Genomic DNA, 26,199 nt, shown 5'->3' with positions numbered 1-26,199 from the left:
TGAATTACATGGATTCGTGGAACGTGCGGGATATGACCTCCAATTGTTGTTCTCTCGTCAATTTATTGAAGTTGACAGCATACCCTGAAACCCTAATAGTAAGCTGTGGATATTTCTCAGGATGCTCCATAGCATCAAGCAGCATGTCTCTGTTTAAAACGTTGATATTTATATGGTGTCCTGCATTAAATGCGTATCCATCTAATAGTCCCACAAGATTATTAATTTTATCTTCGTCATCTTTGCCAAGTGCATTTGGTACAATCGTAAATGTATATGATATACCATCTAACGAGCTGTCATAAGGTATTTTCGATACTGAATTCATTGATGCTATGGCACCTTTTGTATCTCTGCCATGCATTGGGTTTGCACCTGGCGCAAAAGGTTCTCCTGCCTTTCTTCCGTCAGGCGTTGCACCTGTCTTCTTGCCGTACACAACATTTGATGTAATTGTCAAAACAGACAGTGTTGGTATAGAGTTTCTGTAAGTCTTATGCTTCTTAAGCTTATTCATAAATCTTTCCACAATGTCAACTGCTATTGAGTCAACCCTGTCATCGTCATTGCCAAACTTAGGGAAATCACCTTCCACTTCGTAATCTACCGCTATGCCATTTTCATCTCTTATGGCTTTTACTTTGGCATACTTTATGGCACTTAAAGAATCTGCCGCAACAGAAAGACCTGCGATTCCAAACGCCATCGTCCTTACGATATCTCTATCATGCAAAGCCATAAGGGATCTTTCATAAGCGTATTTATCGTGCATGTAGTGTATTATATTCATAGCCTTAACATACACTTTCGCAAGCCACTCCAGCATATTGTCGTATGCTGCCATTACCTCATCGTAATCTAAATATTCAGACGTTATAGGATTAAATTTTGGTGCCACTTGTGTTTTATACCTTTCATCGACACCGCCATTTATGGCATACAGTAGCGCCTTCGCAAGATTCGCCCTTGCTCCAAAAAATTGCATCTGTTCTCCCGTCTTCATGGCTGATACACAGCAAGCAATACTGTAGTCATCATTGTATATTGGCCTCATTAAGTCGTCATTTTCATATTGAATAGAGCTGGTATCTATTGACACTTTAGCACAAAACCTTTTAAAGTTTTCAGGAAGATTTTTAGACCATAAAACTGTCAAGTTTGGCTCAGGTGCAGGACCTAAATTATACAATGTGTTTAATATCCTGAATGAATTTTTAGTGACAAGAGGTCTTCCGTCTACGCCTACACCGCCAATTGATTCGGTGACCCAAACAGGATCGCCGCTAAATAGCTCATTGTAATCAGGAGTCCTTAAGAACCTTACCATTCTAAGCTTCATGACAAAGTGATCCATTAACTCTTGCGCCTGTTTCTCTGTCAATGTACCTTCTTTAAGATCTCTTTCAATGTATATGTCAAGAAAAGTAGATACTCTGCCCAGCGACATAGCCGCACCGTTTTGTTCCTTTATAGCAGCAAGGAAGGCAAAGTATGTCCACTGCACAGCTTCTTTTGCATTTTTTGCAGGTTTTGATATATCATAGCCATACTTTAAAGCCATTTCCTTCATTTCGTTTAACGCTTTTATCTGTTCTGTCAGTTCTTCTCTCAATCGAATAGTTGCTTCATCAAATTCATCGTAATCAAGTTCAAGTTTTTCTTTTTCCTTTTCTTCTATGAGTCTGTCTATTCCGTAAAGTGCGACTCGCCTGTAATCCCCAATAATTCTACCTCTGCCATACGCATCTGGAAGACCTGTTATTATACCGGCATGTCTTGCTGCCCTTATTTCCGGAGTATATGCGTCAAACACACCATCATTGTGGGTCTTTCTGTACTTCGTAAATATTTCTTCTACTTTTGGGTCGACTTTATATCCATAAGCCTCACAAGCTTTTTTGACCATCCTTATGCCACCATAAGGCATTATAGCTCTTTTAAGAGGTTTGTCTGTCTGCAATCCAACTATTTCCTCAAGATCTTTGTCTATATACCCCGCATCGTGGGATGTTATAGACGATACAGTTTTTGTATCGATATCTAATACACCTTTTTTTAATTCTTCCTTCATTAGCTCGAGAACTTTATTCCAAAGCTTAATAGTCTTTTCTGTAGGTCCCTCTAAAAAGCTGTCATCACCTTCGTATAACGTGTAATTTTTCTGTATGAAATCTTGAACGTCAATAGTCTTTTGCCACTTGCCCTCCTGAAACCCGCGCCATTCGCTAATCATCTTTATTCCCCCTAATGATTTATTATGGTTTTATTATAGCTGTTTTGTTCTTTGTAGTCAATATACTGTATACACTTCAGAAAATTTATTATCTTGAAACATCAACCTCATTGTATCACTATCAAAGTGTAAAAAATATGACATATATCACATTTTGATACAAATTTTATGTTTTTGGGATATAATTTAGTAAGGAGCACAGTTATACTGTTTAGGAGGAATCTAAGATGCCAAAGATGAGAATAGATAAGCTTTTATCAAATATGGGATATGGCACAAGGAAAGAGATTAAAAATTTTATAAAAGAAGGCCTTGTTTCAATAAATGATGTGATAATCAATGACCCTGGTTTTGCAATACAACCTGACAAAGACGTCATCACATTTAGAAGTGAAAAAGTCTTATACAAAGAATACATATATATAATGATGAACAAACCCAAAGGCGTCATCTGCGCAACTTATGACCCATCAGAAAGAACCGTTGTAGACCTTTTGCCACACCATATAAAATCAAGAAAGGTCTTCCCAGCAGGAAGACTTGACAAAGACACAGAAGGATTGCTTTTAATCACAAATGACGGAGAACTGTCACATAAGCTTTTATCGCCAAAAAAGCATGTTTTCAAAAAATACTATGCAGAAGTTTTAGGCTTTATCGACGAAGATGACGTGTCTTTGTTTTCAGAAGGCATATTATTAGACGATGGTTATAAGACTATGCCTGCAAAACTGGAAATAATATCTTCAGGCACTATCTCAAAAGTAAATATCTCAATCAGAGAGGGAAAATATCATCAAATAAAAAGAATGTTTGAAGCGATAGGCTCGAAGGTCATCTACTTAAAAAGGCTTTCAATAGGTCAATTAAAATTAGATGAAAATTTAAAAGAAGGGGAATGGCGCGAATTAAATGAAGAAGAAATAAAATTGCTTAAGTCAATTGAATAGCTATTTCAATTGACCAGTTGCACAGTGGGATATCATAATCGATATAAGGCTTTCAGCTCCTTCATTGCTATTTACGCCATTTTCCGTTATGCCATCACTGCAGCCTCCACTATCTTCGTCGTATAAGCTTAACCCTTTTGAGTTTTTTCCGTAAAACCATTTGTCACAGTCTATGGCCCTTTTTTTGTATTTTTCATCGCCTGTCAATTTATAAGCATCTATATACATTAGAGCCATTGTATACGCTTCTACAGGCTGCTCATCATATTCTGCAATGTCTTTGCCTTTTCTATACCATCCTTTGCATCCAACAGCTTTAAAATAGCCATTTTTAAAGCAAACACTATCCAGAAAATTGATTGTCTTTAAAGCGACATCCAGAATTTTTCCATCTTTAGCGATTGAAAAATACTTTAAAAGCGATAATGGAATGATTCCATTATCGTATGACACTACATCTTCAAACCACTGCCAATCTTCACTTGAGTTTTTTTCGTACTCCTCAATGATATTGTACGCCAATTTATCCATCTTTTTTCTGACAAAATCTTTATCTAAATTCTTAAAAGAATTGTAAACATAGTATAAGCCTATCAAGGTGTATGCTTTACCTCTGATGTAATTTAGAGTATCCACTAAAGGCAGTGATTTCTCAATCATCTTATACGCAGGTAACTTTACCCTTTCATCTATATCTGCATTTATTAAATACCCTAAAGCCCAAATGCACCTGCCAAAACAATCTTCTGAAAAATCTTCATCAATAAATTTCCTATCGAAGGACATGAAATTTCTAAAATGTCCGTCTTGTTCTTGTGCGTACATCAAAAATGACAAGTATTTTTTGATAAGGTCAATATACACATCATCTTTGTATTTTTCGTACATCATAGTACAGGCTATCAAAGCCCTTCCATTGTCATCCGTCGTATACCCATATTTAGGATTAGGGACAGAGCCAATAGAGTGCTGCATCATACCTGTATCATCTGTCAGTATAAACAAATGGTTAAACATTTTTTTGCCGTCCACAGTACGTCCCTCCTTGTTTATACTGCTGCTTTTGCATCATCCTCTAAATCTTCAAATATTCTCAAGAACAATTCAACATATTCTAATGCAACGTTGTCCCACATCATCGTTTTTCCATAAACTTTTATCTTCTCCTCCATGATTTGCTTTTCGTGGGGATTTTCTATGGCAAAACTTATGCAGTTTGCTATAGAATCAGGATTTTTAAATTCCGCCAACAGTCCCCTTCCATCGCTTAAAATTTCTTCAGCGTATTTATATGGTGTTGATACAACTAATTTTCCTAAGCCTGCTGCATATGCCAATGTCCCGCTGACCGCTTGTTCCCTGCCAATGTATGGCGTCAAATATACATCAGAAAGCTTTAAGTATTCTACGATCTCCCTTTTTGTCAGATATTTATTGACAAACTTTACATTGTCGTTTAGATTTAGCTCATTTACCTTCCTTACAAGAAAATCTCTGTAAACTTCCCCATCTGACTTGACTATATTAGGATGTGTCTGACCCAATATAAGGTACAATATATCAGGATATTTTTCCTTAACTTTTGCTATGGCTTCTATGCCATATTCTAACCCTTTTCCAGGACTTATCAGTCCAAATGTGCTTACGACGAATTTTCCTGCATCAATGTTGTATTTCTTTCTCAAACTTTCACTGGACAGCGTTGGCAGATTTGGAACTCCGTGAGGCAATACTACGATTTTTCTTTCATCAACACCATATAAATTGACAAGAAGTGGAATTGTGTTTTTGGCCATAGTGACAACTCTTTTGCTCTTTGTACACAATTCTTTTAAAATGTGCTTTTGCTTATCAAGTGGGTTAGACAATATCGTATGAAGAGTTACGACATAAGGCACTTTTAAATTGTCTACAAGGTCTAAAATATATTCGCCCCACTCACCGCCGTAAATTCCATATTCATGCTCGATGACTAACAAATCAATTAATGAATCATTTAATTTATTCGCAAGTTCTAAATAGCTATTTCGGTCGTGCTGCTTAAGCCTATAAATAACATCATCACCATAATCATATTCTTTATCGTCTATCGCAATCACTTTTGGTTCATTTATAATTTTAATATCTTTAAGCTCATTTACCAAATCTTGTGTAAATGTAGCTATACCGCATTCTCTCGGCGGAAATGTACTCAAAAACGCAATGTTTATTTCTTTATTCTTTACCATTCATAACACCTCCATCAACTTACAGCATAATCGTTAATGCCATTTGCATAAACTTCATCTTCAATTTTCCTCATGCCATCTATCACGCTATTTGAAGCTACGACAGCATTTATCAAATTTACATTTCCTTTGACTTTGACATTGTCCCATAAAACACTGTGTCTTATGATGCTGTTAGGACCTATACGCGTATTATCGCCTATAATCGCATACGGACCTATCTCTGCTTTGGCATCTATTTTGACATTGCTTCCTATAAAAACAGGCTCAACAATTTTTACAGAATTATCGATTGTGATTTTTCTACGCTTAGTATCATGATCATTTATGTCAACGTATTTGCAATACTTTTTTAATATGTCAAAGTGGACTTTTTTGTACTTTTCAATTGTTCCTATGTCTATCCAATACCCGTCATACCTATACGCAGCCATTTTATAACCTTTTGATAAAAGTTTTGGATATGTATCCCTTTCTATCGATACCACTTCATCTTTGGGGATTTCATTTAATAGCTGCGGTTCAAACACGTATATTCCTGCATTTATCCATTTTGAATTAGTCTCGTATGGTTTTGGTTTTTCTTTAAACGCTGTAATGTAATCATTATCGTCATATTCTATCACGCCGTATTGCGAGGGATCCTCTACTTTAGTCATTGCAATAGTAGCTAATGCTTTTTTTGACTTGTGATGCTCCACAAGACTTCTAATATCGATATCACATATAATATCTGAATTTAGCACTAAGAAAGTATCGTCGAAAAATTCCTCAGCATTTTTTATAGCTCCGCCTGTTCCCAGCGGTATGTCTTCTTTGATGAATGAAACTTTTACCCCTAATTTTTCACCATTTTTAAAATAATTCTCAATATGATTAGATTTATAGCATGTGCTTATTACAACTTCGTCTACACCTTGATTCTTAAGTCTTAAAATGGTAGATTCTAATAATGGTCTACCCATTATTGGTACCATAGGTTTAGGAAGAAAATTCGTCAGAGGTCTTAGCCTTGTACCTAATCCTCCTGCCAGCAATAATGCTTTCATTCGAATTCCCCCTTCGTCAATATTTAGTTTTTGTTTAACAATTAAAATTTATAAACGTGTCGCAATCAAAGTACAATGTGAGTTAAATGTGAAGATACATCAGTAGTATTAGCACTCTATATAAACGGCTGCTAACAATTAAAATTATAATCCTTTTAATTCCATAAGTCAAGAGGGTCAAAGGATTGTAAACGTTAAAAGACTTTATACAAAACCTCCATCTACAGTCAATACTTGACCTGTTATAAATGAAGATTGATCCGATAGCAAAAAAACTACTGCCTTAGCGACTTCATCTGGCATCCCAAGCCTTTCGAGAGAAGTTCTTGTCGACAGATATTTAAGTGTATCATCTGACAAGTCTTTATTCATGTCTGTTTCGATTACCCCAGGTGCAACACAATTAACTCTTATATTTGATGGTCCCAATTCTTTTGCCAATGCTTTTGTAAAAGCTATAATAGCACCTTTTGAAGCAGAATATGGCACTTCACAAGATGCGCCGTATATTCCCCACATGGATGAAACATTCACAATAGCACCTTTTTTACTTTTTAACATGTACTTTAAAGCGCTTTGCGTACAATTAAACATGCCATTTAAATTCACATCCATCATGTATCTCCAATCTTCTGCTGATACATCCATAAAAGGCTTAATTTGTGAAACACCAGCATTGTTGACCAAATAATCTATGCGACCAAATCTATCAACTACATTTTTCATCATCGTTTCTACTTCTTCTCTATTTCTAATGTCTGCTTTAAATACATCTGCATATCCTAAGTTACTTTTTATATAATTCTTTAAACTACATGCACTATCGTAATCTGTATTGTAATGAATTGCCACACATCCACCTAATTTTGCTACTTCTTTACATATAGATGAACCAATGCCTCCAGAACCACCTGTAACAACGACAACTTTTCCACTGAACATAAAAACATCTCCTTTAATAAATTAAGCCGCTTATAGATAGGTTATACAAAAGTAAAACAAAAATCAATAGAAAAAAAGTGTATGAAGCACTCATACACCTTTTGTGGTTATTTTTTTATGGCCTCTACTGTATTTTTTGTAGTGCTATAAAGGCCAGATGCCCCAAGACCCATGGCAGTTCCCAACAGTATGCCTTTCAAAATATCACCAGGAGCTATGTAAAGTATTCCTAAAGCTATTCCAAATATCAACGAAATCAATGCTGAATATTTTTTAGGTAAGCCAATTTGTTTTACTACCTCTACCAAACCTATTATCAATGGTATCAACGACACATCGTACACATCCATAATTAAATCCTCCTAAATACACATTTCTAATATCATTATATTTTGTCCTTTCTCTTTTAACACATGAAATTAAAATTTTTGCAGTTCTTATCAAAAAACATATTTAAAAATACTTAATAGAAAAGAATTAACAAACAAGACAAAATAAAAAAGACCCCATTGACTGGAATCTTGATATCATTGGAGCGGATGACGGGATTCGAACCCGCGGTCCTCGGCTTGGGAAGCCGATGCTCTACCACTGAGCCACATCCGCAAAATATTCTTTTTTAAATACAAAAATGGCTCCTCAGGTAGGGCTCGAACCTACAACCTACCGGTTAACAGCCGGTTGCTCCACCATTGAGCTACTGAGGAATATATTATCCGGCAGCGACCTACTCTCCCGAGTAATCAGTACCATCGGCGCTGGAGGGCTTCACTTCCGTGTTCGGTATGGGAACGGGTTTTTAACCTCCGCTATTGCCACCGGAAATCTTTCGTTCATTTTCTTCTAAATGAACTTTGAATACTGCACAATGCTTCTTTTGGTCAAGTCCTCGACTTATTAGTACCGGTCAGCTTAAAGTATTTCTACTCTTACACCTCCGGCCTATCTACCTCGTCTTCTTCAAGGTGTCTTACTCCTTTCGGATGGGAAATCTTATCTTGAGGTGGGTTTCACGCTTAGATGCTTTCAGCGTTTATCCCTTCCAAACTTGGCTACCCAGCTGTGCGTACGGCTACGCAACTGGTACACCATAGGTTTGTCCACCCCGGTCCTCTCGTACTAAGGGCAGATCCTCTCAAATTTCCTGCGCCCGCGACGGATAGGGACCGAACTGTCTCACGACGTTCTGAACCCAGCTCGCGTACCGCTTTAATGGGCGAACAGCCCAACCCTTGGGACCTACTTCAGCCCCAGGATGCGATGAGCCGACATCGAGGTGCCAAACCTCCCCGTCGATGTGGACTCTTGGGGGAGATCAGCCTGTTATCCCCAGGGTAGCTTTTATCCGTTGAGCGACGGCAATCCCATTCTCTACCGCCGGATCACTAAGCCCGACTTTCGTCCCTGCTCGAATTGTCTTTCTCGCAGTTAGGCTACCTTCTGCCTTTGCACTCTTACGCGCGATTTCCTTCCGCGCTGAGGTAACCTTTGGACGCCTCCGTTACTTTTTAGGAGGCGACCGCCCCAGTCAAACTGCCCGCCTGTCAGTGTCCATATGCCGGCTTACGGCTCCTATGTTAGAATTTCGGTAATATCAGGGTGGTATCCCAACGTTGGCTCCATATAGGCTGGCGCCCATATTTCTCCGCCTCCCACCTATCCTGTACAGATATTACTAAAATTCAGTGACAAGCTGCAGTAAAGCTCCATGGGGTCTTTCTGTCCTGTCGCGGGTAACTCGCATCTTCACGAGTACTACAATTTCACCGGGTCCCCCTTCAAGACAGCGCCCAAGTCGTTACGCCTTTCGTGCAGGTCGGAACTTACCCGACAAGGAATTTCGCTACCTTAGGACCGTTATAGTTACGGCCGCCGTTTACTGGGGCTTAAGTTCAGAGCTTTGGATTTCCTCCTGACCCTTCCCCTTAACCTTCCAGCACCGGGCAGGCGTCAGCTCCTATACTTCGTCTTTCGACTTAGCAGAAACCTGTGTTTTTGGTAAACAGTCGCTTGGGCCTCTTCTCTGCGGCCTTTCGGCACTCCTTCTCCCGAAGTTACGGAGTCTTTTTGCCGAGTTCCTTAATGAGGGTTCTCCCGCTCGTCTTTGGATTCTCTCCTCGCCTACCTGTGTCGGTTTGTGGTACGGGCACCTCATCCTCGATAGCAACTTTTCTTGGCAGCCCCTTCGAAACTTCGCCTTTCGGCTCCCCATCACAGCTCTTATGAGCTTTGGTACTTCACTCAAAGCTCTTTTCGTCGCTGCTTGGACGTGCTCTACCAACCGCACGCTTTTCTTATCTCGCTGCGTCCTTGCTTCTCTTTTAGCGGATTTCGGTGGTACCGGATTTATTACCGGTTCTCCATCGCCTACGCTTTCGCCTCGGCTTAGGTCCCGACTTACCCTGGGCGGATTATCCTTCCCCAGGAATCCTTAGGCTTTCGACGGTAAGGTTTCTCGCCTTACTCTCGTTACTTATACCGGCATTCTCTCTACTGTACTGTCCAGATTCGCTTTCGCTTATCCTTCGTCCTGTACAGTACGCTCCCCTACCATTCTTTTCAGAATCCGTAGCTTCGGTGGCATGTTTTAGCCCCGTTTATTTTCGGCGCGGGATTTCTCGACCAGTGAGCTATTACGCACTCTTTGAATGTATGGCTGCTTCTAAGCCAACATCCTGGTTGTCTTGGAAATCCTACTTCCTTTACCACTTAACATGCTCTTTGGGACCTTAGCTGTCGGTCTGGGCTCTTTCCCTTTTGACCACGGATCTTATCACTCGTAGTCTGACTCCCAGGGTCTCAATATGGCATTCGGAGTTTGATAGGGTTCGGTAACCTTTTTGGCCCCTAGTCCATTCAGTGCTCTACCTCCATATTTCCTTCCCCCCTGAGGCTAGCCCTAAAGCTATTTCGGGGAGAACCAGCTATCTCCGAGCTCGATTGGAATTTCTCCGCTACCCACAATTCATCCCATGACTTTTCAACGTCAACGTGGTTCGGGCCTCCACCAGATCTTACTCCGGCTTCACCCTGATCATGGGTAGGTCGCACGGTTTCGGGTCTATGATATGCAACTTTCGCCCTTTTAAGACTCGCTTTCGCTTCGGCTCCGCTTTCGCTTAACCTCGCTGCATATCTATAACTCGCCGGTCCGTTCTACAAAAAGTACGTGGTCGCTTTCGCTTCCACTGCTTGTGGACATATGGTTTCAGGTTCTCTTTCACTCCCCTCCCGGGGTTCTTTTCACCTTTCCCTCACGGTACTATGCGCTATCGGTCACTTAGGAGTATTTAGCCTTGGGAGATGGTCCTCCCGTCTTCCCACCGGGTTGCCTATCCTGTGGTACTCTGGATCCCACTCGGTATTTGAAGCCTACGCCTACAGGGCTTTCACCTTCTTTGGCCTGCCTTCCCAGGTCTGTTCGGCTTCGCTTTTCATACCTTCTTGTGGTCCTAAACCCCATCACCAATGGTGATGGTTTGGGCTCTTTCCTTTTCGCTCGCCACTACTCAGGAAATCGATTTTTTCTTTCTTTTCCTCGCGCTACTTAGATGTTTCAGTTCACGCGGTGTCCCTTCCTCATGGCTATGTGTTCACCATGGGATGCTTAAGTATTACCTTAAGCGGGTTTCCCCATTCGGATATCTCCGGATCTGCGTCTGCTTGCGACTCCCCGGAGCGTTTCGCCGCTTGCTGCGTCCTTCTTCGGCTCTAAGTGCCTGGGCATCCACCATACGCCCTTTCTAACTTGACCTATTGTTTCCTCGTTTTTCTTCGTTACCCATATTTGCATTGTGCAGTTTTCAAGGTTCACTTATCCGAGGGTCTAAACCCTCAAAACTGAACAGTGAGATACGACTTGTTGTAAGGATTGCTCCTTAGAAAGGAGGTGATCCAGCCGCACCTTCCGATACGGCTACCTTGTTACGACTTCACCCCAATCATTTACCCCACCTTCGGCAGCTCCTCCCCGGCACTCAAGTAGATACGGATTATTTCTTTTCTTCCCTATAATTCCATATCTACTTGAGTGCCGGGTTAGGTCACTGACTTCGGGTGTTGTAAACTCTCGTGGTGTGACGGGCGGTGTGTACAAGGCCCGGGAACGTATTCACCGCGGCATGCTGATCCGCGATTACTAGCAACTCCGTCTTCATGCAGGCGGGTTGCAGCCTGCAATCTGAACTGGGACCTGTTTTCTGGGATTCGCTCCGGATCGCTCCTTCGCTGCCCTCTGTTCAGGCCATTGTAGCACGTGTGTAGCCCAGGGCATAAAGGGCATGATGATTTGACGTCATCCCCGCCTTCCTCCGTGTTATCCACGGCAGTCTCGGTAGAGTCCCCGTCTTTACGCTGGTAACTACCAACAGGGGTTGCGCTCGTTGCGGGACTTAACCCAACATCTCACGACACGAGCTGACGACAACCATGCACCACCTGTCTCACAGCTCCTCTTGCGAGGCACTCCCGTATTTCTACCGGATTCTGTGGATGTCAAGCCCTGGTAAGGTTCTTCGCGTTGCTTCGAATTAAACCACATGCTCCGCTGCTTGTGCGGGCCCCCGTCAATTCCTTTGAGTTTCAACCTTGCGGCCGTACTCCCCAGGCGGGATACTTATTGCGTTAACTCCGGCACGGATTATACTAACCCACACCTAGTATCCATCGTTTACGGCGTGGACTACCAGGGTATCTAATCCTGTTTGCTCCCCACGCTTTCGCACCTCAGCGTCAGTTCAAGTCCAGAGAGCCGCTTTCGCCACTGGTATTCTTCCTGATCTCTACGCATTTCACCGCTACACCAGGAATTCCGCTCTCCTCTCCTTGACTCAAGCTATATAGTTTCAGATGCATACCCTCGGTTGAGCCCAGGTTTTTCACATCTGACTTTTACAGCCGCCTACGTGCTCTTTACGCCCAGTAATTCCGGACAACGCTCGCCCCCTACGTATTACCGCGGCTGCTGGCACGTAGTTAGCCGGGGCTTTCGTATGGTACCGTCATTATCTTCCCATACTATTGAGCTTTACGACCCGAAGGCCTTCTTCGCTCACGCGGCGTCGCTGTGTCAGGGTTTCCCCCATTGCACAATATTCCCCACTGCTGCCTCCCGTAGGAGTCTGGACCGTGTCTCAGTTCCAGTGTGGCCGTTCACCCTCTCAGGCCGGCTACCCATCGTCGCCTTGGTGGGCTTTTACCCCGCCAACTAGCTAATGGGACGCGGACTCATCCTATAGCGGATTTCTCCTTTCTTCAAAGAATGATGCCATTCTTTGACATTATCCGGTATTAGCACCCCTTTCGAGGTGTTATCCCAGTCTACAGGGTAGATTGTCCACGCGTTACTCACCCGTCCGCCGCTAAGTTCGTACCGTAGTACTCCCTTCGCTCGACTTGCATGTGTTAGGCACGCCGCCAGCGTTCGTCCTGAGCCAGGATCAAACTCTCATGTTTATATCCTTTGCTCTTACTATATCTCACTGTTCGGTTTTCAAGGTTCATTTCCCCTCGCCGCTTATCGCGACATCGTCTATCTTACCACATTATCTTCTCTCTGTCAACTGCTTTCGCTTTGGTATTTTGTGGTGAATAATTTTAAAATCATATAGTCGAATAATCTGTGCTCTATTAATATACCACATCTATTATTTATATTGCAATACTCCTATTGCCCAAATTACGGCCAATAATTCATTTTATGTCTAATTATCTTATAAATGCTTGGATTTTTCTCGTTTTATGTTAATTTTATGTAAAATTTTTGAGGCATCAATAGATGCCCCTAATACTCATTTTTTATTTGAAAGTATATTTTGCACTTGCTGTGTAGCCTGCTGCTGTTGATTCAGTTTGTTATTTGAATTTATATAATTCAACCTATTGTTTAGCATATTTACATGCCTTTGCATATCTTGCTGCATCTGCTGAAACATCTGCTTAGCTGCTGGATCATCTGTTGCACTGGCGAACTGCGCGTACGTTCCAAGTGCAGACTGTGCTGCAGCAACAGCCTTTTCGATATCGCTTTTTACAGTCATCTTTGCAACCTCCTTAATAAAATATTACCTTTTTTATTATTTCTATTAAGGAGATTATTTACACTTATAATTATTTGGAAATTTATATTACACGATATACTGCAACACGATAAGCAAAATCACTCCAGGTATGCCTAAAAAACCTACAACTAAAGCTGTTATCGGATTTATGCCGACATATATTCCAAATGTCTTTCCAGCCATATTTATAAAAAACAAGACTAATGCTCCTACTACTCCATTTAAAATAAGCCTTATAAGAAATTTTCTCGGTACAACCAATAACCACCCAAGTATGTATAATAAAAAAAGTCCCACAACATATGCTATTATTATATTGTATTCAATGCTTAAATTCATAAAAATTCCCCCTTAATACATCCTATGATTATTATATTAAGAGGGGGACAAATTATGATATAAGCGAATTGAAATTATCAAAATTCACACCATTTTCTTTAGCTTTTTTAAGTAAATATGTATACTTCTTTCTCAATGACTCTATGTTGTAAATAGCTTGATCGATTAAGTCAGGATCTGTAACACTTTGAAAATACATTTCCGCATCTTTTAACTGTCTCATGGTGTTTTTTACTTCATCTATCAAAGCATCATTTTCATCATTTGTTTCTTCTTTTGTAGCTGATATCTCCCTAAAAATTTTATATAGTGTGCCCATATAATACCTCCTCATCCATATTATTGACAGTTATATGGATGAGTATACTTATTCGTTCACTTTTTGTATTTCTCTTATTATCTCCAGCGATTTTCCATCTACCTTATTTTGCTCGACCAATTTATAGATCACATCGATTGCTTCAATATGTGACATACCTTTTCTATAAGGCCTATCTTCTGTCAGTGCTTGGTATATATCGCAAACAGCCATAAGCCTTGAAATTTCATCAAGGTCTTCTCCAGTAAGTCCTTCTGGATACCCTGAGCCATCTAATTTCTCATGGTGATTTGCAGCCCACTCAGCTATATCATCAATTTCTCCTATCTCACGTAGTATTTTTTTAGTAAAGTATGTATGAGACTTTATCGTCGTAAATTCTTCTTCAGTAAGCTTTCCCGGCTTGTCCAATATTTCATTGGGTATGGCCAATTTGCCCAAATCATGCAAAAGGCCTGCTATTTTCACCTTTTGAACTGTAATTTGATCATATCCGGAAAGCATCGCTGCTTTATGTGCAATTTCAGATATGCCTTTTGAATGGTTGTACGTAAAATGACTTTTGTTATCAATTATTTTTGAAAAAACTTCGGCGATATTCTCAAAATCGTCTACGTCGATCACCATGATCTCATTTTTAATGTACGGTTTTAAGACATCAAATTGATTATAATTTTCATAATCCAGCCAAAACTTTTCTTGCTTCATTAGATCTTTAAACATGCTTACCAATAGAGGATTAAACGCCTTTTTGGATTCTAAATCAAGCCATCTCTTTATGTTTTCCCTTGTATCATACTCATTGAGTTTTTTGGATATAATGCTGTACCTTATATCAAACTGATCAGCTAAATATATTATCTGTGCTTCTAAAGGAATGGAATTTCCACTAAGATGGAAATGCCCACTTCCATCCCAATTTTCATGATGATACTTGATGATTTCGGAAAACTCATCCCCTTTAGGCATCCCTTTTACAAATTCACTTCCTTTAAGGGAATGCTTCCACGTGCTGTCATGATTGATATCATCAACTATATCGCTTTTCCCTATATCGTGCAAAAAAGCAGAATAAAAGATCTTGTATTCATCATCATTTTTGAGACCAATATTTCGTGCCAATCTCATGGCAACATAGGCAACTTTTCTAGCATGTCCGAAACTTCTTTTCTCCATCACATCTAATGACAGCGATAACGCCGAAAGCAATCTAAAATAGTCTAATATCAAAACCTTACACCTCCCTCCTACTATACTTTTATAATACAACATTTAAAACAGACTTCCAATATAATATCCTAAAAAAGCGCCAATAAGTCCAACGACGACAGTAATAGATGAATACAAAAATGCATGTATATAATGCTTATTGCGAAAAAGATCAATCGTCTCATGAGAAAATGTAGAATATGTGGTAAAAGCACCTATAAATCCAGTCATTATAAATAATTTCACATCGTTATTAAATAGATGGACAAGCTTAGGACTTGATAAAAAGCTTAATAATAAAGCGCCGGTAACATTTATGATAAATGTCTCTAACGGCACTACAAATTCCCTATTTTCCTTTATGTGCCTTGATATTTCATACCTCAATATTGCTCCAAAAATTCCTCCTAAACCTACTAAAAGCATATTTATCATCAATTTTCTTCACGCCCTTTAATTATTTTTGCTGTCTTATCTCCTAATTCAAATCCCATAAATGACATGATAAATCCTATAAATATTGATAGAAGCACATACAATATCGCAACAGCGATTTTCCCGTTTCTCATTAGATCCATAGTCTCTTTAGTAAACGTAGAAAATGTAGTGAAGGCACCTATAAATCCTGTTGTAATAGCAAGTCTTATATTGAAATTTACATTAAATTCTTCAAGGGCCAAATTTGAAATATAGCTCAGTAGAAATGATCCAAAGATATTAATAAAAAAGGTTTCAATAGGAAATACTGTATGCAATATACTTTGGCAGTAAGTAGAAATTAGATATCTCAAAATTGCTCCAAAAAAACCACCAACACCTATATAGACGTATTCCATGTAAATCACCCTCCATTTTCATAAGATAGCAATAAATAAGCTCCTATTGAGTTAGTATACCCAATAGGAGCCATCAGCATCATCGCATTTAATGGTGAGCTCCATCACCAATCTTAATTATATTATAACCCAAACAAACAGCATGTCAAATTAATTTTTATTTGAGCAAATTTCATATTTTAAATAGCTTGATAACCTTAATTTTTTAAAAGATAAAAAAGGAAGTTCACCCCAAATGTCGAATATATAAGTAATAACAAAATTCTAACAAAAGAGGTGAACCTATTTATGTATATTCGACAAGAATGCTTATTTTCCTTCGACGAATTAATAAAATTTCAACCAGAGACAAAATTTGAAATGGTTTTGTCACAGCTTGATTTTTCAAATGCCGTGCTTTCACTATCAAGACCTGAATATAAAAGAGGTCCTAAAGGATACGATCCACTATCTTTGCTTAAGTGCAAAATGCATCAATAAACATTTTGTCGCAATTAAATGATTCAAATATTTTATTATTGCAACAAAATAATGAGACATATACTTATTTATTAGTTTGACCCCTCTTTAGATAAACAATAATATGCTCCTCTACCACTGCCTTTAATCTGAACACCATCCGCTTCTAACTCGCGCATAAGCCTTAATACCTGCTGCCTATCCATGTTTGTCATTTGTCTTATCTCTGCATTAGTAAGATTCCTTTCTTTCAATATAGATAATATTCTCATTTTAATAGACTCCTTATCAAGTCTTTTATCCCTATCGTATTCTACTCCTTTTTCCAGCATTGAATAGACTTCCCGGGTTAAAGAATAGTATTTCTTTTTAACAGTACCTCCTGATTTTATAAGTTTTAAACTATTCTCCATATAACTAAGTATTTCTCTAACTTGTTCTATACTTCTCTGACATATATAAGAAGCATTATATGTGTCTATTTCTCTATGTCTAAGAAGATAGTTTAAAATAATCAGGTGGTCTACATCAACTTCAATCCCCTTGGAATTTAATTCTTTAATAAAATTTCTGAACTCTGGAACTATTGTTGATGCAATAAGGGTTAATTCGATGCATTCTCCTATTTCATTATATTGCGGAGGCTCTTTTCCTTCTATTAATAAAGACTTATAGATTCTCGGAACTCCAAGATTACTTCTATTTACAAGTCTCAATCTGTCCATCAAATCTGCAAGATGCAAGTTCCTTGCTACTGGTGGGTGATGAAGTATATTGCTCGGAGAAATACCTCCAATAAAATTGCCTGGGTTTGTAATAATCAGTTTGTCTTTATAATGTTTCAGCATAACACTTCCTGGAATTCTATAATCCCTATGTACAAATGCATTAAGCAGTGCTTCTCTCAATGCTATTTTAGGATACGTGGAAAATTCAGGGTGTAAGAAACCAACCTCAATGGTGGTTGTAGGATTTTCAGTAGCCATGTACCTCTCTATTTCATATAAACCTATAGGTATCGCTGAATTTTCTCCATGCTTTATCGTATAATCTGTACTGCTTATCATTCTTCTAAAATCCCACCTATGATTTGGGATATATTTTGATAGTGCTTGTGTATTCCCAACAATCAAAAGTCCTCCAAAGGTTAGTTTCCCGTTTTTTAGTGCTCCTATAGACTTTAACAAGTCTTCATTAGACATTTTTAATAATGTATCTGGAGCATGTTCTTCGGCCATTATCATTCTTATTCTTTCCATAGCAACTGGTGAGAAACAGTCTTCCCAGTATTCGTCTACTAAATTTGATGTGAAGTCTGAAACTCCAGTTTTAGCAAACAGTTCTTTTCTCATAGACCCTGTAAGCGGTCTGCATTCTTTACCTATTCTTATTGTAGCACTCCCATTTGTTTCTGTATAAGGTGGCATACCAGGATATACATTCATCATCAGTATTCTTCCATATCCTTCTGGCACCTCAATCCAATCAAATGTCGGAGTAATATGGGGGTCAGTTTTTTCATATACCGCTTTTTGCATCAAAAATGCATCAACAGTAGGAGGCACACCTAATATTGCCTTATTTCTGCCTCTAACCTTATCTTTTATTCCAAATACTATGGTCCCTCCTCCGCCATTGGCCATACAAACTGCCATCTTTACTGCTAAATTTATGTTATCGTTTATACTTCTTTCTATCCATTCCTTAAAGTCTAAATCTTGCGCTTCAAACTCATCTGCAATATGCTCTTCTAACAAATCAAGAATTTTTAAAATATCATCTTTTGTTCTCAAGCCTTTACCTCCTTTCGCGCTTATTTTTGCAATTAAATGCGACATGATGCATTTTAATTGCATCATTACTTATATTATTGCATCATTTCTTTATATAATGCAATAGTAAAACACAGTATTCTATTATCATTATACATTAAATTCTATCTACAAAAATATCTTTACTATTAGTATCGGCTTTCGTCTTCTTTAAGAATATCCATTCTAATAACCATAGTAATTCTCAATACAACTTTATTTGCATTTTAATAGAACTTTACCACTTATGAAACAACTTTTCTGTTTCTAAGAATTTTTATCCATATGATTTTTGGAAACAGAAAAAAGCCCTATGATTTTTCTGGCTTTTAGCCTTATTCCTTGTTCCTTATTTCTATCAATCTTCTAAACAAAAAACCATAGTTCCAAGGCATTCCTTATACCTTTTCCCTATGGTCTCCTGAAACAACTTTATTTGCATTATAAAAAGAATTTGCAAAATGAAAGGAGTTTATTTGATTTATACATAATTAAACCGCAGTTTACATTTCCCTTCTGCCTTCTAAAGCCCTTGACAGTGTTACAGAATCTGTGTATTCGAGGTCACCGCCTACCGGTACACCATGTGCAATTCTCGTCACCTTTATTCCAAAAGGTTTTATAAGCTTTGCAATGTACATTGCAGTTGCCTCGCCTTCTATGTCTGGATTTGTAGCTAATATTATTTCATTGATTTCAGCGTCTTTTATCCTCTCCAGCAGCTCTTTTATCTTTATATCCTCTGGACCTATTCCGTCCATAGGCGATATTGCACCATGAAGTACATGGTATAAGCCTCGATATTCCCTCGTCTTTTCCATCGCCACTACATCTTTGGGATCGGAAACTACACATATGGTATGTGTATCCCTCGTCTCATCACTGCATATACTGCAAAGCTCACTGTCAGTAAAGTTATAGCACTTTTTACAATATCTTAAATTGTTCTTTGCCTCTAAAATAGCATTAGACAAGTTAACAACATCGTCTAAAGGCATATCTAAGATGTAAAACGCCAGCCTCTGAGCTGTCTTGCGTCCAATGCCGGGAAGTCTTGATAATTCATCAATAAGCCTTGACAATGACCTCGAATATACGTTCATTAATTAATTCACCTCAGAACAAGCCAGGTATGTTGAAACCTCCTGTTATTTTTCCCATCTCTTCTGCAATCATCTTTTCAGCACTTCTTAAAGCTTGATTTACTGCAGCCAATACAAGATCCTCCAGCATCTCTACATCGTCTTTGTCAACGACATCCGGATCGATCTTTATGCTTATAAGCTCCTTTCTGCCATTTGCCACTACCTTTACAGCTCCACCGCCTGCAGACTCCTCAACCGTCTTGTTTTCAAGCTCCTCCTGCATTTTCTTCATTTGCTCCTGCATCTGCTGCGCTTGCTTTATCATGTTGTTCATGTTGAAACCGCCAGGAAATCCTCCTTTAGCCATCCAAATACCTCCTAATTAATTTTGTATTCTCTCTTATTTATATGCTAATTTTGACTCAGTAGTGATTAATCAATCTATTATTTCTACATCGCCAAAATATTTTCTTACTGCCTCAATTAACTGTTCATCTTCATTTTTTTCTTCTATAACAAAAACTATGTTGTAGTCATTGCCTGTAAGTCCTTTAATAATATCTTTGATGTAATCTTTGTTTTCGATTTTATTAAGCTCTTCTCTGTAAAACACATGCTCCTTTGGATATTCTATCACAAAATTGCCATCTTTCAAATACGGTTTGCCTAAGCTTAAAAAAGAAAAAATCATGGGCCTATCTTTTTTTATCATGTTTAATAGTTTTTTGAAAACTTCATTCACATTTATCTCAATGCTCTTATCTACTTTATCAACTATATCATCAGTTTTTTTCGCTTCTTTTTTTACAGCTACATCATCAAAAGCCCTCTCAGATTTTAAAATTTTATCATTAGCGATAATATCTTTCTCTACAGATGGCATTACCTTTCCATTTTTAATCACATTTTCCAACATACTTAGTCTATCTAAAATACTGTCCATATCAGGTGAGATTTCCGGATTTATAAGCTTAAGCAATGTTATCTCCAGCATTATTCTTGGAGATTGAGCATATCTTATTTTTCCTTGAAGATCTATCAATTTCTCTAACACATTTGATAAAAACGCCATGTCAAATAAAGAAGCCTTCTCAATTACATCATTTATCTCTGTTTCTAATATCTCTTCTGACTCATCACCACATGTCTTATATACAATCACATCTCTCAAAAAAGACAATAAAGCCTTCACCAAATTATTTACGTCTATGCCGTAAAGCATCAACTTATCTATCTGTTTTATGGTTTCTTTTCCATCTCTATCGTTTAAACTATTCACTAAAGCAAACAATGTATCATTATTTACAGTGCCAAGTATATCGCACACATCATCATACGTTAAAACATCGTTGTATGAAGCACACTGCTCAAGTATGCTTATGGCATCCCTCATAGAGCCATTTCCATGCTTTGCAATCAGTGCAATTGCTTTACTATCTATATTTATTTGGCTGTCTTCAGCTATCTTCTTTATATTCTGTGAAATAACTTTCGATGATATCCTTTTAAAGTCAAACCTCTGACACCTTGACAAAATAGTTGCAGGTATCTTGTTTGGTTCAGTTGTAGCTAAAATAAATATTGCGTGTTGCGGAGGCTCTTCGAGCGTCTTTAAAAGTGCGTTAAAGGCACTGCCAGACAGCATATGGACTTCATCGATAATGTACACCTTGTACTTGCATGAAGAAGGAGCATATATGATGTTGTCCCTCAATTCTCTTACATCATCAACGCTGTTATTCGATGCCGCATCTATCTCTATTATGTCCATGAGAGAATTGTTATTGGCAGACTGGCATATCTGACATTTGTTGCATGGCTCCCCATCTACGCTATTAGGGCAATTAACAGCTTTTGCAAAAATCTTTGCAACACTTGTCTTGCCTGTACCTCTTGTACCACAAAAAAGGTATGCATGTCCTATTCGCCCACTTTTTATCTGATTTTTTAAAGTCCTGACAATATGATTTTGCCCCAAAACTTCTTCAAAGCTTCTGGGCCTATACTTTCTGTACAGTGATTGGTACATATAAAAACACCTCATTTACTTAATTGTAACAAAAAAAAGGATACTTTTCTATATCCTTTTAGTTTGCTATTTCCGTTTCTATTTTTATCCTCTCCATCTTTTTTCTATCTCTCATGTATATAGATATTACGCTGTCAACAACCCTCGGATTAAACTGTGTGCCTTTGTACTTCAATAATTCATTTACGGCCTCGTCAAAGGAAATCCCTTTCCTATACGATCTATCAGATGTCATGGCATCGAATGAATCTGCCACACACAGTATCGCAGCAATCAATGGTATGTTGTCGTCATTAAGCCCAAATGGATATCCTTTCCCATCGTATCTTTCGTGGTGTTTTTCAATTCCATCCATTATATCCTTAGATAGTCCAATTGGTTCCAATATTTTTCTAGATATTTTTGGATGTTGCTTTATCTTGTCGTACTCCTCATTTGTAAGCTTGCCAGGCTTGGTAAGTATACTGTCAGCCACCCCTATCTTTCCTATATCATGCAACAGACCAGCAATTCTTATCTTTTCTATTTCATCTTTTGGCAGTCCCATGCTTTCGGCTATAATTGCAGCGTACTTCGAAACTCTAAGCGAATGCCCCTTTGTGTATTTATCCTTTGCCTCAACAGCATGAGCCAAAGCGTCGATGGTCCTAAAGTACCAATTCCTCATGTCGTCATACAGATTTGCATTTTCTATGGCAACAGACACACTATCAGCCACAGATCTCAACAAGCTTATATCATTGGCAAGCTTTGAAGTTGTTAATATATTTAAGATTCCTACAGCCTTATCTTTAGATATGAGTGGAACAGCTATCACGTTTTTTACATTTAATTCTTTCAATCGCAAAAGCAAATTATCATCTATCGGGAATTTATTAGGATCCAAAACAGTAATCTCTTTTGAAACAAGAAGCTTAACATTTTCATCCGACGACAACGACAGCTCTTTCAAAAGAGGCATGTCTCTCAATTCCCCTGCTGCTACCATAAGCTCTAATCTTCCTGACTCATTTATCGTCCTTATGGTACAAAGTGGTGAAGAAAGAATGGTGGATATTTTTTCAGCAATAGAATATAAAACATCTCGAGGTTCTAAATTTTTAGTCAACAATTGCGTCACATTTCCTATGGCCAGAATCTGCCTATTTCTCTCCATTATCTCTTTTTTCGCATTATTGTAATCAGTTATATCCCTCGACAAGCCTTGAATTCCCAATATCTCATTTTCATTGTTCTTTATTACCTTGGCTCTCGTTTCTGTAAGGAGTATTGAACCATCTCTTTTTTTGAATTTTATTTCCGCCATGCTTATTCTGCCATTCATCAGATCTTCCATGATCTTCTTATCTTCGTCATGAACGAATTCTGTGATTTTTCTGCCTGTCATCTCGTCTGGCATATAATCTAAATACCTTACTGATCTATTATTAATAAACTCTATATTATATTCACTATCAGTAAACCAAAGAATATCTGAAATATTGTCTACCAACGTCCTATACTTTGATTCCGATTTCTCAAGCTCGTTTGTCACAGCTTCCATCTGCTCATAAGATGCCTCAAGCTCTGCATAGTAATCTTGCAATTCGTTGTTTTTCTTTAAAAGCTCCTGAGACTCCCTTTTTAACTCTTCATAAGTTGACTTTAGCTTATGTGACATTTCTCTGAAACTTCTTGATAACTCTACAAATTCTTCTGAAACATCTATATCGATATTATAATCGTATTCACCATCTATTATACGTTTAACGCCTTCATTCAACTTTTCTATTGGATATGACAAGTGCTTTGACTCTGTCATTGCTATAAAAGCCGAAATAAACAATATCAAAAAAGAAGCAAATATGTTATTGCCTATGCCTTTTACTATGTGGACAAACGAAAGTAGATATACAAAGACTGAAACTCCGAATATTATGACGAACAAGCGATTGCGATAACTTCTAAACATAAATACCTCCCTAAGCAGTAAAAGTCACTATTAGTATTTTCGACAATGCGCAAAAAAACTTTACACAAATTTTAAATATCAGAATATTTTTTTGATAAAATATTTTTTATGTACGTATTAAAATTTTTTAGTAAAATATAATAAAATAAAAAGGCCGCACACCCGACTCTGTCATGTTACCATAAGCGTTACATAAGCAGTTAACTCCACTCAAGCACTCCCCCGGCACATGGAAGTATTTGCTTACCGTTGCTTCCTTCCAGACCTGGCGGGGTTCACAAATTTCCATTGCGGAGGACTTGAATATCATAATCACTTACTTATGCCAGCCTTACAGTAATCATGCCTCGGCTCGGGAATTCGACCCTGCTATAGCGGATTGCAGGTTACAGGGCACCGCTACCTCCCCATCTAGTACGGCCATGTAAGTCCTTTTCAACTTACAACATTATTTTGTGCAATGCAAGACCTATTATACATCGTCTATATGTAAAAATCAACACATGGATTGAAATTTTTAATGGATGTTATGGATTAAGATGGGAATTACATTTAATGGCGGAGAGAGAGGGATTCGAACCCTCGGTACCCGTTTTGAGGGTACACACGATTTCCAGTCGTGCGCCTTAGACCAGCTCAGCCATCTCTCCATGATATTTCCATGGCGGAGAGAGTGAGATTCGAACTCACGAGGCGGGAATCCGCCCACTCGCTTTCGAGGCGAGCGCTTTCGACCACTCAGCCATCTCTCCAGATTACCTTACTCTACTAAAAAAATCATTTATCAGTTTTTTGCATTCATCTTCCATGATGCCAAAATAAACTTCTGCTTTTTTATTTAAAAGGTCATATACAGTGCCTGCAGCACCGCTATCACGGCTTTCTGCACCTATATACACTCTTTTTATTCTGGACTCTATTATCGCGCCTGCGCACATTGGACATGGCTCTAATGTGACGTACAGCGATGCACCATTAAGTCTCCAATCACCAATGCTTTTGCAAGCATCCTTTATAGCATTGATCTCTGCGTGCTGCGTCGCATCTTTTTCTGTTTCTTTCAGATTATGGCCTCTACCGATGATGATGCCATCTTTAACTACAACTGCACCAACCGGCATCTCTCCAAGCATAAAGCTTAGTATAGCCTCATCTATAGCAGACTTCATAAATTCGTTGTACATCTTAATCACACAAATGGTGCGCCCGAGAGGACTCGAACCTCCGGCACACGGTTTAGGAAACCGTTGCTCTATCCTGCTGAGCTACGGGCGCATGATTTATATTATAAATAAAATTTCAAATTTGTCAATATCATAGTGGTGCGCCCGACAGGATTCGAACCCGTGGCCTTTTGATTCGTAGTCCCTTATAAGCCACTTTTATCGAATATTGTCTATTCTTCTTAAATCCCTCTAATGCGCACCATTTCAACGTTTCTTTTACTTATTTCATTATACAATATGTGTTGAAATTAATCAAGTTTTTTTCAGTTCGCAATCAACTCGCAATTAAAAAATCAATTTAAAATAGCATATCCTTAAGTTTCTTTGTTGCTTCTTCCTGCATATCTGGCAATACATGCGAATAAATATCTAATGTTATTCCGATATTAGCATGTCCTAATCTTTCACTTACTACTTTTGGATTTTCACCTGCCTTCATTAATAATGTCGCCGCTGTATGCCTTAAATCGTATAGCCTTATATCTGGCAATCCCGCATCTTTTAAAAGCGGTTTAAAATATCTTGTTACAATCTTTCGTTCTTCTAGTGGACTACCATTGCTACAAGCAAATACAAGCCCATAATCATTATATACTTCCGCTTTAAGCTTTTCTTCTGCTTGATTTATCTTGTGTTCTTTAAGATCCTTCATAACTTCAGGCGGTAATGGGATTGTCCTTCTTCCGTGCTTTGTTTTAGGCTCTTTAAATTCCCATTTATTTTTTACTCTTGTCAATGATCTTTGAATTGTGATCCTATTATTCTTCCAATCAACATCTTCCCATTTAAGTGCCAATGCTTCGCTTGGTCTCATACCACTTATAACCAGTAATTCAAATAGCACTCCAAAACGATTATAGATACAAGCTTTTAAAAACTTTTTTACCTGCTCTTGTGTTAACACCTTCATTTCCTGCCTTACCTGCTTCGGTAATGTTAAGCCTTTACAGGGATTTCTATTGATTACCTGCCAAATTACCGCTTGATCCAATGCTTCATTCAATATCGTGTGCATATATCTTACCGTTCTAGCTGATAAACCTTGCAATGTTAAACCATTGTACAAATTTTGTATAATTAAAGGCGTCAATTTTATAAGCTTATAATTCCCTATAGAAGGATCAATATACAATCTTATATTCCGCTCATAACTGCTATATGTCATAAGTGCCAATGACGTTTTCTTTGTTTCAAGCCATTTATCAAGATAATCTTTTAATGTCATATTAGTTTCATCTATAGGTAAAGTTCCTGTATCAAATTCTACTAACTTTTTAGATAAATATTTCTGCGCTTCTGCTTTATTTTTTGCCTCAATAGTTTCAATATGATATTTTCGCTTCCCATTCGTATCCGTACCAATATAGAAGCTTATCTTATATTTTTTGCCTTTTACAATTTCTTTTACAGAACCTCTTTGTCTTGCCATTATAAAACCTCCTCCTAATTAATTCAACAATTTTAATGTAACATT

The 26,199-nt window shown here is 38.2% G+C and carries 21 protein-coding genes, 5 tRNA genes, 3 rRNA genes, 1 other RNA gene and 1 riboswitch; of the genes, 2 read left to right on the top strand and 28 right to left on the bottom strand.

What is annotated here, in order from left to right:
* Nucleotides 1-4 precede the first annotated feature (4 nt).
* Nucleotides 5-2,233, bottom strand: a complete 2,229-nt coding sequence (pflB, locus tag ACZ42G_RS00440) for a formate C-acetyltransferase (protein WP_085113739.1) — start codon at nucleotides 2,231-2,233, stop codon at nucleotides 5-7.
* A 227-nt stretch (nucleotides 2,234-2,460) separates the two neighbouring features.
* Here pflB and ACZ42G_RS00435 point away from each other — a divergent pair, with 227 nt between their 5' ends.
* Complete coding sequence (locus ACZ42G_RS00435) at nucleotides 2,461-3,183, top strand: pseudouridine synthase (protein WP_085113740.1); 723 nt, start codon at nucleotides 2,461-2,463, stop codon at nucleotides 3,181-3,183.
* Here the strand turns inward: ACZ42G_RS00435 and ACZ42G_RS00430 are convergent, their stop codons facing one another.
* The 16 genes from ACZ42G_RS00430 to crcB (ACZ42G_RS00355) all read right to left on the bottom strand — a co-directional run bounded on the left by ACZ42G_RS00430 (nucleotide 3,184) and on the right by crcB (ACZ42G_RS00355) (nucleotide 16,164).
* Nucleotides 3,184-4,215 carry a glycoside hydrolase family protein gene (locus tag ACZ42G_RS00430; protein WP_464850937.1) on the bottom strand — a complete coding sequence of 344 codons (1,032 nt, stop codon included), beginning with the start codon at nucleotides 4,213-4,215 and terminating at the stop codon, nucleotides 3,184-3,186.
* A gap of 17 nt (nucleotides 4,216-4,232) precedes the next feature.
* Nucleotides 4,233-5,411, bottom strand: a complete 1,179-nt coding sequence (locus tag ACZ42G_RS00425; RefSeq protein WP_464850936.1) for a glycosyltransferase family 4 protein — start codon at nucleotides 5,409-5,411, stop codon at nucleotides 4,233-4,235.
* Nucleotides 5,412-5,425: 14 nt separating this feature from the next.
* Complete coding sequence (locus ACZ42G_RS00420; RefSeq protein WP_274893707.1) at nucleotides 5,426-6,460, bottom strand: NDP-sugar synthase; 1,035 nt, start codon at nucleotides 6,458-6,460, stop codon at nucleotides 5,426-5,428.
* Nucleotides 6,461-6,664: 204 nt separating this feature from the next.
* Nucleotides 6,665-7,402, bottom strand: coding sequence for an elongation factor P 5-aminopentanone reductase (ymfI, locus tag ACZ42G_RS00415; RefSeq protein WP_085113744.1), 738 nt, complete (start codon nucleotides 7,400-7,402; stop codon nucleotides 6,665-6,667).
* A gap of 107 nt (nucleotides 7,403-7,509) precedes the next feature.
* Nucleotides 7,510-7,752, bottom strand: coding sequence for a hypothetical protein (locus ACZ42G_RS00410; protein WP_013786882.1), 243 nt, complete (start codon nucleotides 7,750-7,752; stop codon nucleotides 7,510-7,512).
* 181 nt (nucleotides 7,753-7,933) lie between these two features.
* Nucleotides 7,934-8,008 (bottom strand) — tRNA-Gly (locus tag ACZ42G_RS00405).
* Nucleotides 8,009-8,034: 26 nt separating this feature from the next.
* Nucleotides 8,035-8,109: transfer RNA gene (locus ACZ42G_RS00400), tRNA-Asn, on the bottom strand.
* Between the two features lie 7 nt (nucleotides 8,110-8,116).
* Nucleotides 8,117-8,225: ribosomal RNA gene (gene rrf / locus ACZ42G_RS00395) — 5S ribosomal RNA — on the bottom strand.
* 54 nt (nucleotides 8,226-8,279) lie between these two features.
* Nucleotides 8,280-11,156 (bottom strand): 23S ribosomal RNA (locus ACZ42G_RS00390).
* A 128-nt stretch (nucleotides 11,157-11,284) separates the two neighbouring features.
* Nucleotides 11,285-12,856 (bottom strand): 16S ribosomal RNA (locus ACZ42G_RS00385).
* The 16S, 23S and 5S rRNA genes sit together here with 2 tRNA genes alongside, the layout of an rRNA operon.
* A 335-nt stretch (nucleotides 12,857-13,191) precedes the next feature.
* Nucleotides 13,192-13,440: a DUF1657 domain-containing protein gene (locus ACZ42G_RS00380; protein ID WP_013296629.1), complete on the bottom strand. Its 249-nt coding sequence runs from the start codon at nucleotides 13,438-13,440 to the stop codon at nucleotides 13,192-13,194.
* 87 nt (nucleotides 13,441-13,527) lie between these two features.
* Nucleotides 13,528-13,800, bottom strand: coding sequence for a pro-sigmaK processing inhibitor BofA family protein (locus tag ACZ42G_RS00375; protein ID WP_274893705.1), 273 nt, complete (start codon nucleotides 13,798-13,800; stop codon nucleotides 13,528-13,530).
* A 52-nt stretch (nucleotides 13,801-13,852) separates the two neighbouring features.
* On the bottom strand, nucleotides 13,853-14,119 hold the full coding sequence (locus tag ACZ42G_RS00370; RefSeq protein WP_013786879.1) for a DUF2508 family protein: 267 nt from the start codon (nucleotides 14,117-14,119) through the stop codon (nucleotides 13,853-13,855).
* 48 nt (nucleotides 14,120-14,167) lie between these two features.
* The gene (locus ACZ42G_RS00365; protein WP_464850932.1) at nucleotides 14,168-15,349 is read right to left on the bottom strand and encodes an HD-GYP domain-containing protein; all 1,182 of its coding nucleotides are present in this window, start codon (nucleotides 15,347-15,349) and stop codon (nucleotides 14,168-14,170) included.
* A gap of 42 nt (nucleotides 15,350-15,391) precedes the next feature.
* Entirely contained in the window at nucleotides 15,392-15,763 is a 372-nt protein-coding gene (gene crcB, locus ACZ42G_RS00360; protein WP_464850930.1) for a fluoride efflux transporter CrcB, read from the bottom strand.
* Complete coding sequence (crcB, locus tag ACZ42G_RS00355) at nucleotides 15,763-16,164, bottom strand: fluoride efflux transporter CrcB (RefSeq protein ID WP_464850928.1); 402 nt, start codon at nucleotides 16,162-16,164, stop codon at nucleotides 15,763-15,765. The genes crcB (ACZ42G_RS00360) and crcB (ACZ42G_RS00355) overlap by 1 nt, the downstream gene beginning before the upstream one ends.
* A 57-nt stretch (nucleotides 16,165-16,221) precedes the next feature.
* Nucleotides 16,222-16,282: riboswitch (Fluoride riboswitch) on the bottom strand.
* Nucleotides 16,283-16,452: 170 nt separating this feature from the next.
* Between crcB (ACZ42G_RS00355) and ACZ42G_RS00350 the strand changes: the two genes are divergently transcribed.
* Nucleotides 16,453-16,644 (top strand): hypothetical protein, encoded by a 192-nt coding sequence (locus ACZ42G_RS00350; protein WP_464850926.1) that lies wholly within the window; start codon nucleotides 16,453-16,455, stop codon nucleotides 16,642-16,644.
* Between the two features lie 71 nt (nucleotides 16,645-16,715).
* Here ACZ42G_RS00350 and ACZ42G_RS00345 read toward each other — a convergent pair whose 3' ends face one another.
* The 11 genes from ACZ42G_RS00345 to ACZ42G_RS00295 form a co-directional block, all read right to left on the bottom strand.
* A complete protein-coding gene (locus tag ACZ42G_RS00345) occupies nucleotides 16,716-18,416 on the bottom strand; it encodes an RNA-binding domain-containing protein (protein WP_464850924.1) in 1,701 nt (566 codons plus the stop codon).
* 521 nt (nucleotides 18,417-18,937) lie between these two features.
* Nucleotides 18,938-19,537 carry a recombination mediator RecR gene (gene recR / locus ACZ42G_RS00340; RefSeq protein ID WP_013786875.1) on the bottom strand — a complete coding sequence of 200 codons (600 nt, stop codon included), beginning with the start codon at nucleotides 19,535-19,537 and terminating at the stop codon, nucleotides 18,938-18,940.
* 13 nt (nucleotides 19,538-19,550) lie between these two features.
* Nucleotides 19,551-19,886, bottom strand: coding sequence for a YbaB/EbfC family nucleoid-associated protein (locus tag ACZ42G_RS00335; protein WP_013786874.1), 336 nt, complete (start codon nucleotides 19,884-19,886; stop codon nucleotides 19,551-19,553).
* A 69-nt stretch (nucleotides 19,887-19,955) separates the two neighbouring features.
* Nucleotides 19,956-21,548 (bottom strand): DNA polymerase III subunit gamma/tau, encoded by a 1,593-nt coding sequence (dnaX, locus tag ACZ42G_RS00330; protein ID WP_464850923.1) that lies wholly within the window; start codon nucleotides 21,546-21,548, stop codon nucleotides 19,956-19,958.
* A gap of 58 nt (nucleotides 21,549-21,606) precedes the next feature.
* Nucleotides 21,607-23,499, bottom strand: a complete 1,893-nt coding sequence (locus tag ACZ42G_RS00325; RefSeq protein WP_464850922.1) for an HD domain-containing phosphohydrolase — start codon at nucleotides 23,497-23,499, stop codon at nucleotides 21,607-21,609.
* Nucleotides 23,500-23,653: 154 nt separating this feature from the next.
* Nucleotides 23,654-23,919, bottom strand: an RNA gene (gene ffs / locus ACZ42G_RS00320) — signal recognition particle sRNA large type.
* A 136-nt stretch (nucleotides 23,920-24,055) separates the two neighbouring features.
* Nucleotides 24,056-24,149: transfer RNA gene (locus ACZ42G_RS00315), tRNA-Ser, on the bottom strand.
* Between the two features lie 12 nt (nucleotides 24,150-24,161).
* A tRNA-Ser gene (locus tag ACZ42G_RS00310) sits at nucleotides 24,162-24,251 on the bottom strand.
* Between the two features lie 3 nt (nucleotides 24,252-24,254).
* Nucleotides 24,255-24,683 carry a nucleoside deaminase gene (locus ACZ42G_RS00305; RefSeq protein WP_464852066.1) on the bottom strand — a complete coding sequence of 143 codons (429 nt, stop codon included), beginning with the start codon at nucleotides 24,681-24,683 and terminating at the stop codon, nucleotides 24,255-24,257.
* Nucleotides 24,684-24,697: 14 nt separating this feature from the next.
* Nucleotides 24,698-24,774 (bottom strand) — tRNA-Arg (locus tag ACZ42G_RS00300).
* 249 nt (nucleotides 24,775-25,023) lie between these two features.
* A complete protein-coding gene (locus tag ACZ42G_RS00295) occupies nucleotides 25,024-26,154 on the bottom strand; it encodes a tyrosine-type recombinase/integrase (protein ID WP_464850921.1) in 1,131 nt (376 codons plus the stop codon).
* Between the last annotated feature and the right edge of the window lie 45 nt (nucleotides 26,155-26,199).

The sequence above is a fragment of the Thermoanaerobacterium calidifontis genome, assembly GCF_055381745.1.
This window is presented reverse-complemented; position numbering and strand designations above follow the sequence as displayed.